Below are 14,964 nucleotides of genomic sequence, written 5' to 3' on the forward strand. Positions count from 1 at the left end.
ATGTCAATTGCCCGGCGCGCATTGTGCGGTGTCGCTGCGGGGAGCCGGGTTGGAACATCGGACGCTGGAGGTCTGGCCGCAGGCTCAGATCTTCAGACGGGGTCAGAGGTCAGAGATCAGCGGGTCAGAACTGAGACGGCGATCGAATGATGAGAAATCAGACAACCACGAAATCAGAGATCTGAGCACTGGCGGTCGAGAGGATCGTGCGCGTCACGCGTTGCTGGCTGGGCGCCCGCAGGGTCCTTCGGGGCGCTAAGCGCCCCGCAAAACGCAGAACTTTCGCGTCAGAACTCAACCCGCGGACGAAGTGCTCGGACCTCTGATTTCGTAGTTGTCTGATCTCTCATCATTCGATCGCCGTCTCAGTTCTGACCCGCTGATCTCTGACCTCTGACCCCGTCTGAAACTCTGACCCGGATCGCGCTCACACCCGCACGCGCCGCCACCGCCCCCAGCCCCAGAGCAGGGCCATCACCGCGCCGCGCGCCGCCGCGGTCAGTGCGAGCGTCCACCAGAGGCCGGTCGTGCCCCACTGCGCCGCGGCCCATGCGCCCAGTGGCAGGCGTGATGCCGTGATGAACGTGCTGAGCAGCATGGGCATCAGCGTCCAGCCCGCGCCGCCCATGGCGCTCTCCAGCACCACCTCCGCCCCCAGAAAGAGCTGACTGAATGCCGCGATGCGCAGATAATGCGACGCCTCGGCCACCACGGCGGGATCGGTGGAAAAGATGGACACGAACTCGGTGGCGAAGACAAAGCTCACGATGGCCATGATGAGCCCGATGACGCTGACGATGCCCGTGGCATACCATCCCGCGCGCGCCGCGCGACGCACATCACCCGCGCCAAGACTCTGACCCACGATGGCCGCCACCGCGGCGCCCATCCCCACACTCACCACATACACCACACTCTCGAGACGGAAGCCCAGTCCCAGTGCCGCGAGCGCGGGCGTCCCGAACTGTGTGGTGATGCGCGTGAGTGCCACATAGATCGCGCTGAACGCCACGCCCGTTGCCGCGGCGGGCGCCCCCACGCGCACGATGGCGGTGATCACGTTCCATCGTGGCCGCGCCCAGTGCAGCATCGCGCGCCGACGCAGCAGCACCACGCCGATCACACAGCCCAGTCCACGGGGCACGAGCGTGGCCAGCGCGGCTCCGCGCACACCCAGTGCCGGCACCGGGCCCAGTCCACGGATGAGAATGGGATCGAGCACCAGTCCGAGGACTGTGGTGACGGCAAGAATGACGAGCGGTGTTCTGGTGTCGCCTTTGGCGCGGAACGCCGCGTCCACGGCAAAGAACCCGAACAGCAACGGCATGCCCAGCAGATACGTGCCGAGGTAGTGCCGGCCGATATCGCTCACGGCCTCGCCGGTGTGCAGCACCGCGAAGAGCCATCCGAGTACGAACGGCGTGGCCAGTGCGATGGCGCCACCCAGCAGCATGGCGAGCACCAGCCCTTCACTCACCGTACGGGCGGCATCGGCGGGCCGGCGTTCACCATGACGACGCGCGGCGATGGCATCGAGTCCGATGCTCACCATCTCGCCGAGCGAGATGACCAGCCAGATCCAGAAAATCGATCCGGTGACGGCGGCCAATGCCTCGGCCCCCAGTGAACGACCGATCCAGAACGTGTCGACGTTGTGAAAGGCCGTCATCAGCAGATTGGCGATGACGGCCGGAAGCGCCACGCGGCGAATGGTCAGTGCAAGAGGTTCACCAACCAGTTCGCCGCGTGGGGCATCGTGTTCGATCGGATCTTCGACGCGATCAGCGATAGCGTTCGTCAAGCCGTTCCATCACCCGTTGTGCGACCTGCTGGATCATCTTCGCGGCCTTGCTCTCGGGTTCGGCGTCGACGATGGGACGTCCGGTGTCACCGCCTTCCTGAATGCGCGGATCGAGCGGAATCTGCCCGATGAGCGGCAGATCGCATTCCTTCGCGAGTCGTTCACCGCCGCCGCTGCCGAATACGGCGATGGGCTTCCCCGTCTCCGGATTCTCGAAGTACGACATGTTCTCGACGATGCCCAGCACCGGCACCGCGGTGCGTTCGAACATCTTCACGCCACGCAGCGCGTCGCCCACCGCCACCTGCTGCGGCGTGGTGACCACCACCGCGCCATGCACCTGCGTGGCCTGCACGAGCGACAACTGCGCGTCGCCGGTGCCCGGTGGCATGTCCACCAGGAAGTAGTCGAGCTGACCCCAGTTCACGTCACGCAGGAACTGCGTGATGATCTTCATGACGATGGGGCCGCGCCAGATCGCCGGCTGCTCCTTCTCGATGAGGAAACCGAGCGAGATGACCTTGATGCCGTAGGCTTCGAGCGGAATGATCTTCTCGTCGCGCACGGCGGGTGCCGCATCCACGCCGAGCATGAGGGGCAGATTGGGACCGTAGATGTCGGCATCCATGATGCCCACCCGTTTGCCGGCCTTCGCGAGCGCGATGGCGAGATTGACGGCCACGGTGCTCTTGCCCACGCCGCCCTTGCCCGACGACACGGCGATGATGCGACCCAGGTTGGGGTACTGCACGGGATCGGGAACGCGCGGCGGCGGCTTGGGGGCCGGCGCGGCGTCCATGACGGGCAGCGCACGGCTCTTGCCCGGTTGCGCGGTGGACTGGGACATGGGAGGAGATGGCGCGCGACGCGCCGGTGTGGGTTCACTCTGGGCGGGATCACGCACGTCGACACGCACGTCGATCACACCATCCAGTCGTTCGACGGCCTGACGCACGTCACGCACCAGCGTGGCATCGTCGTCCGGCGCCAACAGCAGGGTCAGACGGACTTTCCCGTCGACGGTGGTGGCGATATCGCGCACCTGTTCGGCAGCCATGACGTCGGCGCCGGTACGCGGGTTACGGACCGCCGACAGCGCGTCGGTGATCCGCTCCATGAGTGGCGGCATTGAGAGAGGTGACAGGGTACCCGGAGAAAGCTAGGGACCGGGTCGGGGTGTTGGAATGCCCTCTCAGCCTGTCTCTGCGCGTCTCTGCCTCTCTATCGTGCGCGGCGCCATGCCGCGCGACGTCATTCCCCGAGCAGATACGCGCGGGCGTCGGCGACGACGCGGTCGCGCACGGCGTCGAGCGACCCGGTCAGCATGGCGCCCGAGGCCTTGGCGTGACCGCCACCGCCATATCGACGCGCGAACTGCTGCACGTCCACATCGCCAGTGCTCCGGAAACTCACTTTCACACGGTCGTGTCCGAGATCGCGGAAGAAGAGCGCCATCCGCGTGCCGCTGATGCTGCGCGGATGCTCGACGATGCCGTCGAGTTCCTCGCTGGTCACCTGGAACCGCTCCATCGCATCGGCCGCCACCGAGATGTACGCCAATCCCAGTTCGGGCTCGGCGTGCAGGCTGCCCAGCGCCTCCCGCAACAATTGCAGACGCCCCACGCTCACCTGGGCATAGATGCGCCGGTACATCTCTTCGGGGTTCACACCGGCGGCGAGCAACCGGGCCGCGATGGCGTGCGCCCGCGGTGACGTGTTGCTGAACCGGAAGCTGCCCGTATCGGTGAGGATGGCGGCATAGAGGCTCTGCGCGATCGCGGGCGTGATCTCCAGCCCCAGCGTCACCGCGATGTCGTACACCAGCTCGCCGGTGGCGCAGGCACGCGTGTCGGCCACCGCGGTGGTCCCCACCGGTTCGTCACCCGCGATGTGGTGGTCGACCACCAGCACCGGCACGGTGAGCGAACGCACGGTGTCGGCCAGCTGCCCCAGGCGCCGGACATCGTTGATATCGAGCACCACGAGGGCGTCGATATCCCGCAGTCCCGCCGCGCCCAGGGCGCTCATTTCCTGCACATCGGCACCGAGCAGGAAATCGAACATCGACGGCCAGGGCGTGGGATTGACGATCCGGCAATCGATCCCCCGTTGCGCCAGGAGACGGGCCAGGGCCGTCTCCGATCCGCACCCGTCCCCATCGGCATTGATGTGGGTGGACAATGCCACCGTCATGCCGGGGCGGAAAGCGGCGAACCACGTATGGATCGCCGCCTGCCGCGCCTCCGATGCGCTCAGCAGCCCATCGGACACACTCTCCGTCATCGACGACCGGCTTCCTGCTTGCCGATGGTCGAGTTGCGCATGCCGTACAGGAAGTACGTGGTCATGCCGATGGCCGTCCAGACGCCGAGCAGCGTCCACGTCAGCTTGGGCAGCTGCGCCATCATGTACAGCGTGGCACCGGCGCCGAGGATGGGCACCAGCGGCACCAGCGGCGTACGGAACGGACGCTCCAGTTCGGGCGAGCGGGTACGCAGCACCCACACACCGATGCACACCGTGGCGAACGCGGCCAGCGTGCCACCCGAGACGAGCTCGCCCAGCAACCCGAGCGGGAAGAAGCCCGCGATGAGGATGGCGATGCCGCCGACGATCCACGTGGACGCCGCCGGCGTCTGATACGTGGGATGCACGCGGCTGAAGATCTTGGGCAGCAGACCGTCACGCGACATCGTGTAGAAGATGCGCGGCTGACCCATGAGCATCACGAGCACGACCGACGAGAGACCGGCCACGGCGCCGATGTTCACGAGGTACTCGAGCCACTTGAGCTGCGGCACCGCCGCGATGGCCACCGACACCGGGTGCGGCACGCCAAGCTGCTGGTAAGGCGCCAGACCCGTCATGACCAGCGACATCAGGATGTAGAGCACCGTGCAGATCAGCAGCGACGCGATCATGCCGATGGGCAGGTCGCGCTGCGGGTTCTTCGCTTCCTGCGCCGCGGTGGAGACGGCGTCGAAGCCGATGTACGAGAAGAACACCACCGGCGCCGCGCGCAGCACGCCGGAGATGCCGTACTTGGTCGACCCGTCGGGGTTCGTGACCATCTCCGGAATGAACGGCGTCCAGTTCTCGCGGTTGATGTACATGAAGCCGAAGCCGATCACGAGCAACACCACCGTCATCTTGATCGCCACGACGACATTGTTGAACGTGGCCGACTCCTGCACGCCACGCACCAGCAGCACGGTGAGCGCGACGATGAGCAGCACGGCCGGCAGGTTGATCAGACCGTCCACCACATTGCCGCCCGCGCCCATGCAGGCGTCACGCGCGGTGTAGGCCACATGTGTCGCCGCATCCATGAGCGTGCCGCCCGTGGCCGGATCGACGCAGGTGAACGCGCGCACCACGTGATGTCCGTTTTCGACCGTGAGCGGGGCCGAGGCGAACGCCGCCGGAATGTGAATGCCCACTTCGCTCAGCAGCGCGCCGAAGTAGCCCGACCAGCCCACGCTGACCGTGGCCGCCGCGAACAGGTACTCGAGCACCAGGTTCCAGCCGATGAACCACGCCACCCCTTCACCCATCGTGGCGTAGCTGTACGTGTACGCCGATCCCGCGATGGGAATCATCGACGCGAACTCGGCATAACACAGACCCGCGAACAGACAGGCCAGGCCGGCGAGCACGAACGAGAGCGAGACGCCAGGCCCCGCGAAATTCGCGGCCGCCGTGCCCGTCAGCACGAAGATACCGGCGCCGATGATGGCCCCGATGCCGAGCAACGTGAGGTTGAGGGCGCCCAGCGTACGCTTGAGCCCCCCTTCGGAGCTGTTCGCTTCCGCGCGCAGCGCCGTGATCGATTTCTTTGACCAGATTCCCATCAGAGCGGTGTGGTCTGGGTGGAGCGGGCCGCAGGGTGGAGCGCGGCACGCGAGGGGACAACACGGACCTGCCGTACGGACCAGCCGTCGGACCCCTGCCGTCGGGAGGCAGATCGCCCGTGGCCGCTAATGTGCCCACGGGCGATGGTTTCGGACAGTGCCTCCGCGAAAGAACCCGTCAGAGCGAGTAGTTCGGGGCTTCCCGGGTGATCGTGACGTCGTGGGGGTGGGACTCGCGCAGGCCGGCCGTGGTGATGCGCACGAACTCCGCCTCGGTACGCAACGCCTCGATACTGTCGCACCCTACGTAGCCCATCCCACTGCGCAGACCACCCACCATCTGGAAGAGCACGTCGCCCACCGGTCCCTTGTAGGGCACCCGGCCTTCGATGCCTTCGGGGACGAGTTTCTTGGGGGACATCTCGCCTTCCTGGAAGTAGCGGTCGGCGGAACCGTCCTGCATGGCGGAGAGCGAGCCCATGCCGCGGATCATCTTGAAGCGGCGTCCTTCGAGCAGGAACGATTCACCGGGGCTCTCCTCCGTGCCCGCCAGCATCGACCCCATCATCACACTCGAGGCACCGGCCGCCAGCGCCTTCACAATGTCACCCGAATATTTGATTCCGCCATCGGCAATCACGGGCACGTCCCCCGCCCCATCCACGGCGTCCATCACGGCGGTGAGCTGCGGAACACCAACCCCCGTCACCACGCGGGTCGTACAGATCGACCCCGGTCCCACCCCCACCTTCACCGCGTCCACTCCGCGTTCCACCAGCGCTGCGGCCCCCGCCCGGCTGGCCACGTTGCCCGCAATCAACTGGACGTCGGGGAAGGCCTCGCGCACCCGCGCCGTGGCCTGCAAAACGCCTTCGCTGTGTCCGTGGGCCGTGTCGATGACGATGACATCCACCCCGGCCTGCACCAGCGCCCGCGCCCGATCGAGATAGTCACCGCCGGCGCCGATCGCCGCCGCCACCCGCAGGCGGCCATGCTGGTCCTTGTTGGCATCGGGATACTGACGGCGCTTGTGAATGTCCTTCACCGTGATCAGCCCTTTCAGCATCCCCGCATCATCCACGACCGGCAGCTTCTCGATGCGATGTTTGCCCAGGGTGCGTTCGGCTTCATCGAGCGTCGTGCCCACGGGCGCGGTGATCAGGCGTTCGCTGGTCATCACATCGCGCAGCGGACGGTCGAGGTCCCGCTCGAACTGCAGATCGCGATTGGTGAGGATGCCGACCAGTTTCCCGCTGCCATCGACGATGGGCACCCCGGAGATCTTGAAGCGCATCATCAGCGCGACCGCTTCACGGAGCGACGCCGAGGGGGAGAGCGTGATGGGGTTCAGGATCATCCCGCTCTCGCTGCGTTTCACCCGGTCCACTTCGGCGGCCTGCCGATCGATGGACATGTTCTTGTGCAGCACGCCGATGGCGCCGTAGCGGGCCATCGCGATCGCCATTTCGCTCTCGGTGACCGTGTCCATCGAGGCCGAAACCAGCGGGACGTTGAGCGTGATGCCCCTGGTCAGGCGCGACGTGAGCGTGACGTCGCGGGGGTGCGTGCGCGAATGGCGCGGGGCGAGCAGGACGTCGTCGAAGGTGAGCGCGACGTCCTCACGAATACGGGCGGAGCCCCGTGAGGGGCCATCTGTCGAGGGTGCCATCTTGGAAAGTAGACGGCACCCAACGGTGAATCAACTCTGCATCAATTCCGGGTCACTCCGCCGCAGTGTCGGCGCACTGTCAGCGGCCGGCCATCTTGCGCAGACGCCGACGGATCTGGCCCGGCAGGAAGAACCCCGCCGCCGATACGATCGCGGCCAGGTTGAGATCATCGAGTTCCGCCGGATCCCCATGCCAGTGATCGAGCAGGACGGCATCCCCGGCCCGTTCGATCAACCGCTGCAGCGACAGGATCAGGATGAAGATGTCATCCACCTGCCCCAGGAACGGGATGACGTCGGGGATGAAATCGAGCGGCGACACGATGTACGCCGCCGCCGCGATCACGATGAACCGGTCGACGGCCGACACCCGCCGGTCACCAATGAGCCCGATCAGCAGACGGAGATACGACGGGATCTGCCGGATGGCGTGCACCACCGACCGCTTGAGTCCCTTTTGCGGCGCCGCGCGACGACTGGGCGCCTCGTCCTCGTCCCGATGCGCCCGGCGGGCGCGCTGAACGGCCGACCGGCGGCGACCGCGATCCCGATCGCGGCGGGCTCCACTCCGCGACTCCCGTCGCGAGTCGTGCTCCGTCTCGTGCTCCAGGTCGGGATCCACGTCGTCGAATTCGGCGTCTGATTCGGGTCGCTGACGTTCGTTCATGGTTCAACCGGGGTGAGTGTCCGAGGCGGGCGCCTGCGGCGGTGCGGCGGATGGCGCCTGAGGCGCGGCGGCAGGTGAGACGGCCGGCGATTCTCCGGCAGACGCCGCACCGGCGGGCGCCGCACCAGTTGGCGGGCCACCACCTGGCGGCACTCCCGCCGACGGCGCGCCGATCTGATCGGCCGCCGTTTTTGCGGCGGTGACCACATCGCTGGCGACGGTCTTGGTGGTCTGGGCGACATTACTGAGCACCCCGACCGCCTTGTTCAGAAACCCCATCGCCTCGGAAACGGTTCCGACGGCCAGTCCGCCGGCCCGCAGCGTGTCCTCCACGCCGTCGGTGAACCGCTGGAAGACGTTGGCCACTGGCGCGGGTTTCTCGCCGTACTTGGACTCCAGGAACTCCACGTAATCGAGCACCTGGTACAGGCGCTCGTCGTTGAGTGTCTCGAGTTTTCGATTGATGCGATCGCGGACGTACGGATTCATGTGTTTCCTCCTGGCCCGCCTTACGCGGTCAGCCGCGCCAGCGTTTCCGTTCGCCGCGGGCGTCGATATGGCAATATGGCGTGGCGAAGCGGCGACTGCTGTAAACGCCCAGTCCACCGGCCAGTTCGGGGTGGAGACGCTCCACCCAGTCCACCGCCTGCTCCACGCGATAGGCGTCGAAGATGGTCAGCCGGCCGTCCCCATCGGCGTCGATGGCCACGTCGGCCGCATCGCCATACAGGTGCCGCGAGTCCCGGGCCGACCCTTCCACGTTGGAGTTGTGCAGCGGCGTACGGAATCCGCTGTGCACCTCGAGCGTGAAGTCCATCCGCTCCTCACCCCGGCGACGGGCGAGTTCCCGCAGCACGAGCTCGATCTTGTCGAGCACACGCGGATCGACCGCCACGTACCGCGGCCAGATGGTCTGCCGATCGTGGGTCACGAAGTCGCGCACCTTGAGGTGACGCGTGAGCGGCAGATCGAGATGTTCTTCGTGCACTTCGGCAAAACCATCGGGACGTTCGCCCTGCTCGTCGCGCGACCACTCGGCCGGATACCGTCCGATCTGATAGCCGTTGAGCGTGCTGCCCAGCTTGAGCTCGAACGGCACCAGCACCGCCAGACGGGGCTCGGTGATGCGCTGCGAGACGCCGGCGCGAGTCACCACCAGTTCGTAGAACCCGGCCGTGAGCGGAGCCAGCAACGTGTCGCTGTCGAGCGGACGGGCCACGTCTCCCGACTGGTTGCTGCCCACTTCCACCCACTGATACGTGAACCCGAGCGGATCACCATTCACGCGCAGTGGAAAGGCGATGCGCTCACCGGCCCGCACGAACTGCATCTGCACGTCGCCGCTGAGCCCCTTCACCTCGGCCGAGGCTTCCACGCGCGGCACGCGTCGCGCGGCGCTCTGCGCCGACGTGTCGGCCATCAGTTCACCGGGAGGCTGATACACGATCGCCGCGGTGATGGCCGCCAGTCCACTCAGGACGAGTGCGGTGCGTCGGCGGATCACAACTGCCCCCAGCGGGCCCGCTGTCCGCGCACGTCGATGTGCACGAACGGGCCATGCGCCTTCGTGGCCGTGTACACGCCGATGCCACCCACCAGTTCGGGGTGCGCGGCTTCGACGCGCTCGGCGGCCTTCGCCAGCACGCGGGCATCACGCGTGTCCACCCGACCGTTGCCATCGAGATCGCTCATCCAGTCACGCGTGCCGTTGATGACATACACATCGGCTGCGTCGCCGTACTGATGACGACTGTCCTGCACACGTCCACCGGCGCCCACACCCTGCTCGTTGTACTGCGGCGTGCGGAACCCCGACATGACCCGGAGCTTCTGTGCCGGCACGCCCATCGCGCGCAGTTCGGCCAGCACGAGTTCGAGCTTGTCGACCAGCGCCTCCTGCAACACGAGATACTTGGGCCACACATTCACCTGATCGTGCGTCAGGAAATCGCGCAACCGGAAATGTTCGGAGATGGGTGTGTCCTGATTGCCCATCGTGACTTCGAGGAATCCTTCCGGATTGCCGTACGCGTTGCTGCGCACCCCGCGTCGTTCGGCGGGAAAGAACCCGATACGGTACGTACCGATGCGGCCTTTCACCTTGTCGGCGAACGGACGCATGGTGATGAAATGGAACGGCGCCAGATCATTGCCGGCGTCGGGCGTGGCATACACACCCGCATGGGTGTTGGCGGAATCCCCGAACAGCTCGCGCAGGATGGGCACGGAGGCGGTGCGGGTCGGAGCCAGGAACCGCGCGCGCAGTTTGCGGCTGCGTCCACGCAGGGAATCGAGCAGCGAACCGGGTGCTCCAGCGCGCGCCGACGCGGCATGCGCGCCACCGGCCGCGCCTCCCGGGCGCGAGGTTGAAACGCCCGGCGCCACCGCGTGGGGTGCCGCGGTCCGCGACGTCGTCGTACCGGCAACCGCCCCTCCCGGGCGCGCAAACGCCACGAGTGTCAGGCACGCACCAAGACCCAGCGTCACCAGGAAGCGACGCGAGAGGCGATGGGCAGTGGATCGACGACCGGCGGAACGTGCGGACAACGAAGGTAATTTCACGGAGTCTGGGATGGCGCTCGATGACCGGAATGCTGTAGGAATGACGATCGAGCGCCAGTCCGGAAATATATCAGTAGATGTACACCGCGGTCCCGACGGAAACCTGATTGTACAGTGTTTCGATGTCTTCGTTCCGCAGCCGCACGCAGCCGTGGCTCACCGCCTGGCCGACCGACTTGGGATTGTTGGTCCCGTGCAGGGCGTATCCGTCCCCCAGATAGAGGCGGCGGGTGCCCAGGACGTCGGGATACTTGCGCTGATTCGTGCCAAAAGGCGGGATGACGATCCGTCCGTCGGCGACGATCTCCCGGCCATCACTGGCGGAGAGCGGCCTGGCGTTTCCATCGGACCCGAGCCGGACGACATCGTTCCCCTGCACTGTGATGCTCGACCCATCCTTGAGCTTGATCGGGACGCCGCGCACGAGCTGGACCAGTCCCAGCCCCCGCTTGTTGGCCTGCTCCTGGTAGTGCCAGTCGGGCGGAATCCAGGCCGGCGCCGAATCCCGGCGCTGCACCACGAGCCGCCCACGCGGTGTCTCGAAGCGCATGACTCTGGTGCTGCCCTTCACCACCATCTGCCGGCCCGAGCCGGTGGCCACCGGCGCCGTGAACAGCACGCTGTCACCCTGTTTATACCAGACGCGCCGATCGGCGATGGACACCACGAGGTAGGGCGCGTTGGCATCGACCGGCGGCGCACTCTCGGCGAGTTCCGTCCGGAGACTGTCCGCGCCGGCACCGGCCTGCAGAATGGCCTGTTCGATGCTCTCTGAGTTGTCGTTGAACACCATGCGGGCCACATCCCTCTCGAAACGGAGCCGGACGGTACTCACGGTGAGCCAGGCCGTGATGGCCAGCATGGGCACGAGCGCCATCAGGAGCCATCGGGCTCGGATACGGAAGAAAGGTTCCATATTTAGAAGAAATACACCTTGGTTCCGGTGGTCAGGTTTTCGCGGATGGCCGCCAGGTCCCGTGCCGATACGCGGACGGCACCAGGCATCACATAACTGCTGTCGGCCAGCGGCCCCTGGTTGGGCAGGGCATAGATCAGTACCCCGCCTGTGGTCACGATGGCCTGTGGTCCCGTCCAGCCACTGTCGGCGCGGGAGGCCGGCACGGGCAGCCCCCGGTCTGCCCACAGCCATGCCGGCAGCTCATAGCGGTCGGCCGGACCGAGCAGCTGTTCGACCATGCGCACGCCCCGGGGCACCACCATGTGGACGGTGTCGGGGGGCGTGCCCACGCGGCGCTCCGGGCCGAATTCGGCCGGCATGGTGCGCAACCGGGCGGTGCCCCGGTCGAGGGCCACGTAGGAGGAATCGCTGCTCACGGCCAGATGCAGGCCGTTGTCGCCCTCGGCCTGTCGGCGCAGCAACTCCACCAGCAGGGTGGCCCGGTCCGCGTCGGCCGCCACGATGGCGTCCGCCCGCTGCCGTTCCAGGGCCGTCATCCCGGCGCGCAGGCGGGTGGTCTCTTCCCGATAGCGGGAGCGACGCAGCAATAGGAAACCATCCACCAGGGCAAGGGCGACCAACAACAGGGTCAGTACGACAATTCGACGCCGAACTCGCATGAAGAGACAGGGTCCTCTGAATGGTTGGGGGTCGTTGCAGTAGATTCAGCCCACGACGTTCCCCCAAGCTTACCCCGGAGACCGATGTCTGCACGACCGACGCGGGCGGTGGCCCTGATCATCCTGGACGGATGGGGATACCGCGAATCATGTGAGGCCAATGCAATCTGCCTCGCCAGTACCCCGAACTGGGACCGCATTTGGTCACATGCGTCACGAACGCTGCTCGCGGCGTCGGGCCGGGCCGTGGGGCTCCCCGAAGGGCAGATGGGCAACAGCGAGGTGGGGCATCTCAATCTCGGGGCCGGCCGTGTGGTCATGCAGGATCTCGTCCGCATCGGATCGGCCATCGAGGACGGCGCGTTTTACGGGAACGCCGTCCTGCGTGAAGCGTGCGCGGCGGCCCGGCGCAGCGGCGGCACGCTGCATCTGCTCGGCCTGCTGGGGAACGGCGGCGTGCATGCACACGACGATCACATGCTCGCCATGGTGGACCTGGCCCATCGCGAAGGTGTGCCACGCACGGTGATCCACACCCTGCTCGATGGCCGTGATACGCCACCGTCGAGCGCGCAGACGTTCCTGCCCGCGTTGCTCGCGCGCGTCGATGGCCGGGCGCAGCTCGCGTCGGTGAGCGGGCGCTACTATGGCATGGACCGCGACAATCGCTGGGAGCGCACGGGTCTCTGGTATCGCGCGGCCGTGAACGGCGATGCGCCCGTGGAAACCGATGCCTTGGCGGCACTGCAGCGGGCCTACGACGCCGGCACGACCGATGAATTCGTACATCCCTGGGTGATGGCCGGCCCCGATGGCCGCGCACTGGCGCCCATGCGCGACGGTGACGTGCTGGTGTGCATGAATTTCCGCAGCGATCGCATGCGGCAGGCCCTGCGTGCGCTCACGCAGCCGCACTTTGCCGGTTTCGACACCGGACCGCGGCCCGCGCTGCACATCGCGACACTCACCAGCTACGACGACGCCTTTCCGTTTCCGGTGGCGTTCCCGCCGCAGTCGATGCACAACCTGGTCGGCGAGATCATCGCCGACGCGGGCCTCACGCAACTGCGCACCGCGGAAACCGAGAAGTATCCGCATGTCACGTTCTTCTTCAACGGCGGACGCGACGAACCCTTCGCGGGGGAGGACCGGCAGCTGGTGCCGAGTCCCAAGGTGGCCACGTACGATCTGCAACCGGAGATGAGTGCGCCGGGCGTGTGCGACATTCTCTGTGCGGCGCTGGAGAACCACACGTACGACTTCATGCTGTGCAACTTCGCCAACACCGATATGGTGGGACACACCGGCTCATTGCCCGCCGCCATCAGGGCCGTGGAAACCGTGGACGCGTGTCTCGGACGCATTCTCGAGGCGGCCCGCGTGGGTGGGGCGCGTCTCATCATCACGGCCGACCATGGCAACGCGGATGTCATGGTCGATCCGGTCACCGGACAACCGCACACGGCGCATACCACCAATCCGGTGCCGCTCGTCGTGCTCGACCCCGATGAAACCGCGCCGCTGCGGGATGGAGGAGCCCTCTGTGACGTGGGTCCCACCGCACTGGCGCTGTTGGGCCTCCCGCTTCCTCCTGAAATCACCGGACGCGATCTCCGTGTCCGTTCTTCCGATCGAGCTCATTCGTGATGCGTGTGTTTTCTTCCCGTTCGTTCGCCGATTCGTTCGCAGCGCTGGCCGTCCCGACGGTACTGACGGCGTTGATGCTGGGTGTGCCCACGGCCGCTTCGGCGCAGGTTGGTCACCGGCCGGAGAGCAGTCCGTACGAGGATTTCAAGATCGGTCAGACGGTCTCCATCATGGCCGGTTGGCTGGCCGTCAAAAGCGACCCGGCCGGCGTGGCGCCCAAGTCCACGGCGATGGGGCAGCTGCGCTACGACCTCGGCATCGGCGGACCGGCGTCGCTCTTCGTGCGCTACACGCTCGCGCCCACCGATCGCACGGTGCTGCTGCCATCCAATCCACGCGCCACGCGCGTGATGGGCACGCAGTCGGCGACCATGCATCTGATGGATCTCGGTTTCGACATCTCGTTGACGGGCCGGAAGACCTGGCATCATCTCATGCCGTCGCTGAACTCCGGCATCGGTATCGTCAGCAATTTCGCGTCGGCCGATACGGGCTACTATCGCTTCGGCAGCAAGTTCGCCTTCACGTTGGGCGGAAGCCTGCGTTTCCTGCCCAAGCACGGTCCGCAGATCCGCGTGGATCTCACGCGTGCGCTGTGGAAGTATCAGTACCCCGACAACTACTTCGTGAAGGCCTCCGACACCACGTCGGTGCTGACCAACACCCGGCAACGTTCGGCCTGGCGCAACAACTTCGGCGTGAGTGCGGGCGTGTCCATCCCGGTGTTCCGTTAGTCCTCGCGCCGCCGGATCGGATGCCCCGCACTTCGCTCACTCGCCGTGTCGTCTTCGCCGCCGCGCACCGGTACCGGCGTCCCGACTGGAGCGATCAGGAGAACGCCGAGGTCTTCGGGGCCTGCGCGCATCCGCACTATCACGGTCACACGTACACCTGCGATGTCACCGTGGCCGGTCCGGTGGATGAAGAAACCGGCTTCGTGGTCGATCTCGGGTTTCTCGACCGGGTGCTGCAACGCGAAGTGCGGGAACGCTTCGATCACCGGAACATCAATCTCGATGTGCCGGAGTTCGCCGAAGGCAAACTGATTCCCACCGGCGAGAATCTGGCACGTTTCATCTGCGAGCGCGTGCAGGCGGCGCTGGCCCACACCACGGCACGCGTGGTGCGCGTGCATCTGGCGGAGGATGTCACCTTGAGCAGCACCTACGAGGTGGATGCATGACGGGGC

14 protein-coding genes are annotated in these 14,964 nt (G+C 66.4%); 3 read left to right on the forward strand and 11 right to left on the reverse strand.

From position 1 onward, the window contains the following. Positions 1 to 427 precede the first annotated feature (427 nt). From WG208_RS16905 to WG208_RS16955, 11 genes are all read right to left on the reverse strand, one after another. Positions 428 to 1,801: an MATE family efflux transporter gene (locus WG208_RS16905; protein WP_337172557.1), complete on the reverse strand. Its 1,374-nt coding sequence runs from the start codon at positions 1,799 to 1,801 to the stop codon at positions 428 to 430. After that, positions 1,782 to 2,930, reverse strand: a complete 1,149-nt coding sequence (locus WG208_RS16910) for an Mrp/NBP35 family ATP-binding protein (RefSeq protein ID WP_337172558.1) — start codon at positions 2,928 to 2,930, stop codon at positions 1,782 to 1,784. The genes WG208_RS16905 and WG208_RS16910 overlap by 20 nt, the downstream gene beginning before the upstream one ends. Positions 2,931 to 3,052: 122 nt before the next feature. Beyond that, positions 3,053 to 4,084, reverse strand: coding sequence for a bifunctional oligoribonuclease/PAP phosphatase NrnA (locus WG208_RS16915; RefSeq protein ID WP_337172559.1), 1,032 nt, complete (start codon positions 4,082 to 4,084; stop codon positions 3,053 to 3,055). Then, complete coding sequence (locus WG208_RS16920) at positions 4,081 to 5,652, reverse strand: amino acid permease (RefSeq protein ID WP_337172560.1); 1,572 nt, start codon at positions 5,650 to 5,652, stop codon at positions 4,081 to 4,083. Before WG208_RS16920 ends, WG208_RS16915 begins: the two co-directional genes overlap by 4 nt. Positions 5,653 to 5,830: 178 nt before the next feature. Continuing rightward, complete coding sequence (gene guaB, locus WG208_RS16925; RefSeq protein WP_337172561.1) at positions 5,831 to 7,321, reverse strand: IMP dehydrogenase; 1,491 nt, start codon at positions 7,319 to 7,321, stop codon at positions 5,831 to 5,833. A gap of 79 nt (positions 7,322 to 7,400) precedes the next feature. After that, the gene (locus WG208_RS16930; RefSeq protein WP_337172562.1) at positions 7,401 to 7,988 is read right to left on the reverse strand and encodes a YkvA family protein; all 588 of its coding nucleotides are present in this window, start codon (positions 7,986 to 7,988) and stop codon (positions 7,401 to 7,403) included. A 3-nt stretch (positions 7,989 to 7,991) separates the two neighbouring features. Further along, positions 7,992 to 8,477 carry a hypothetical protein gene (locus WG208_RS16935; RefSeq protein WP_337172563.1) on the reverse strand — a complete coding sequence of 162 codons (486 nt, stop codon included), beginning with the start codon at positions 8,475 to 8,477 and terminating at the stop codon, positions 7,992 to 7,994. Between the two features lie 28 nt (positions 8,478 to 8,505). Further along, positions 8,506 to 9,492 carry a D-Ala-D-Ala carboxypeptidase family metallohydrolase gene (locus tag WG208_RS16940; RefSeq protein ID WP_337172564.1) on the reverse strand — a complete coding sequence of 329 codons (987 nt, stop codon included), beginning with the start codon at positions 9,490 to 9,492 and terminating at the stop codon, positions 8,506 to 8,508. After that, complete coding sequence (locus WG208_RS16945) at positions 9,489 to 10,535, reverse strand: hypothetical protein (protein ID WP_337172565.1); 1,047 nt, start codon at positions 10,533 to 10,535, stop codon at positions 9,489 to 9,491. The genes WG208_RS16940 and WG208_RS16945 overlap by 4 nt, the downstream gene beginning before the upstream one ends. A gap of 85 nt (positions 10,536 to 10,620) precedes the next feature. After that, on the reverse strand, positions 10,621 to 11,427 hold the full coding sequence (locus tag WG208_RS16950) for a L,D-transpeptidase (protein ID WP_337172566.1): 807 nt from the start codon (positions 11,425 to 11,427) through the stop codon (positions 10,621 to 10,623). A 41-nt stretch (positions 11,428 to 11,468) separates the two neighbouring features. Beyond that, positions 11,469 to 12,092, reverse strand: coding sequence for a hypothetical protein (locus WG208_RS16955; RefSeq protein ID WP_337172567.1), 624 nt, complete (start codon positions 12,090 to 12,092; stop codon positions 11,469 to 11,471). A gap of 120 nt (positions 12,093 to 12,212) precedes the next feature. Between WG208_RS16955 and gpmI the strand changes: the two genes are divergently transcribed. From gpmI to WG208_RS16970, 3 genes are read left to right on the forward strand one after another with little or no spacing between them, the layout of a single operon-like run. After that, a complete protein-coding gene (gene gpmI / locus WG208_RS16960; RefSeq protein ID WP_337172568.1) occupies positions 12,213 to 13,775 on the forward strand; it encodes a 2,3-bisphosphoglycerate-independent phosphoglycerate mutase in 1,563 nt (520 codons plus the stop codon). Beyond that, complete coding sequence (locus WG208_RS16965; protein ID WP_337172569.1) at positions 13,775 to 14,509, forward strand: hypothetical protein; 735 nt, start codon at positions 13,775 to 13,777, stop codon at positions 14,507 to 14,509. Before gpmI ends, WG208_RS16965 begins: the two co-directional genes overlap by 1 nt. 20 nt (positions 14,510 to 14,529) lie before the next feature. Next, complete coding sequence (locus tag WG208_RS16970) at positions 14,530 to 14,958, forward strand: 6-carboxytetrahydropterin synthase (protein WP_337172570.1); 429 nt, start codon at positions 14,530 to 14,532, stop codon at positions 14,956 to 14,958. Positions 14,959 to 14,964 lie beyond the last annotated feature (6 nt).

The organism is Gemmatimonas aurantiaca (assembly GCF_037190085.1).
Taxonomy (GTDB): Bacteria; Gemmatimonadota; Gemmatimonadetes; order Gemmatimonadales; family Gemmatimonadaceae; genus Gemmatimonas; species Gemmatimonas aurantiaca_A.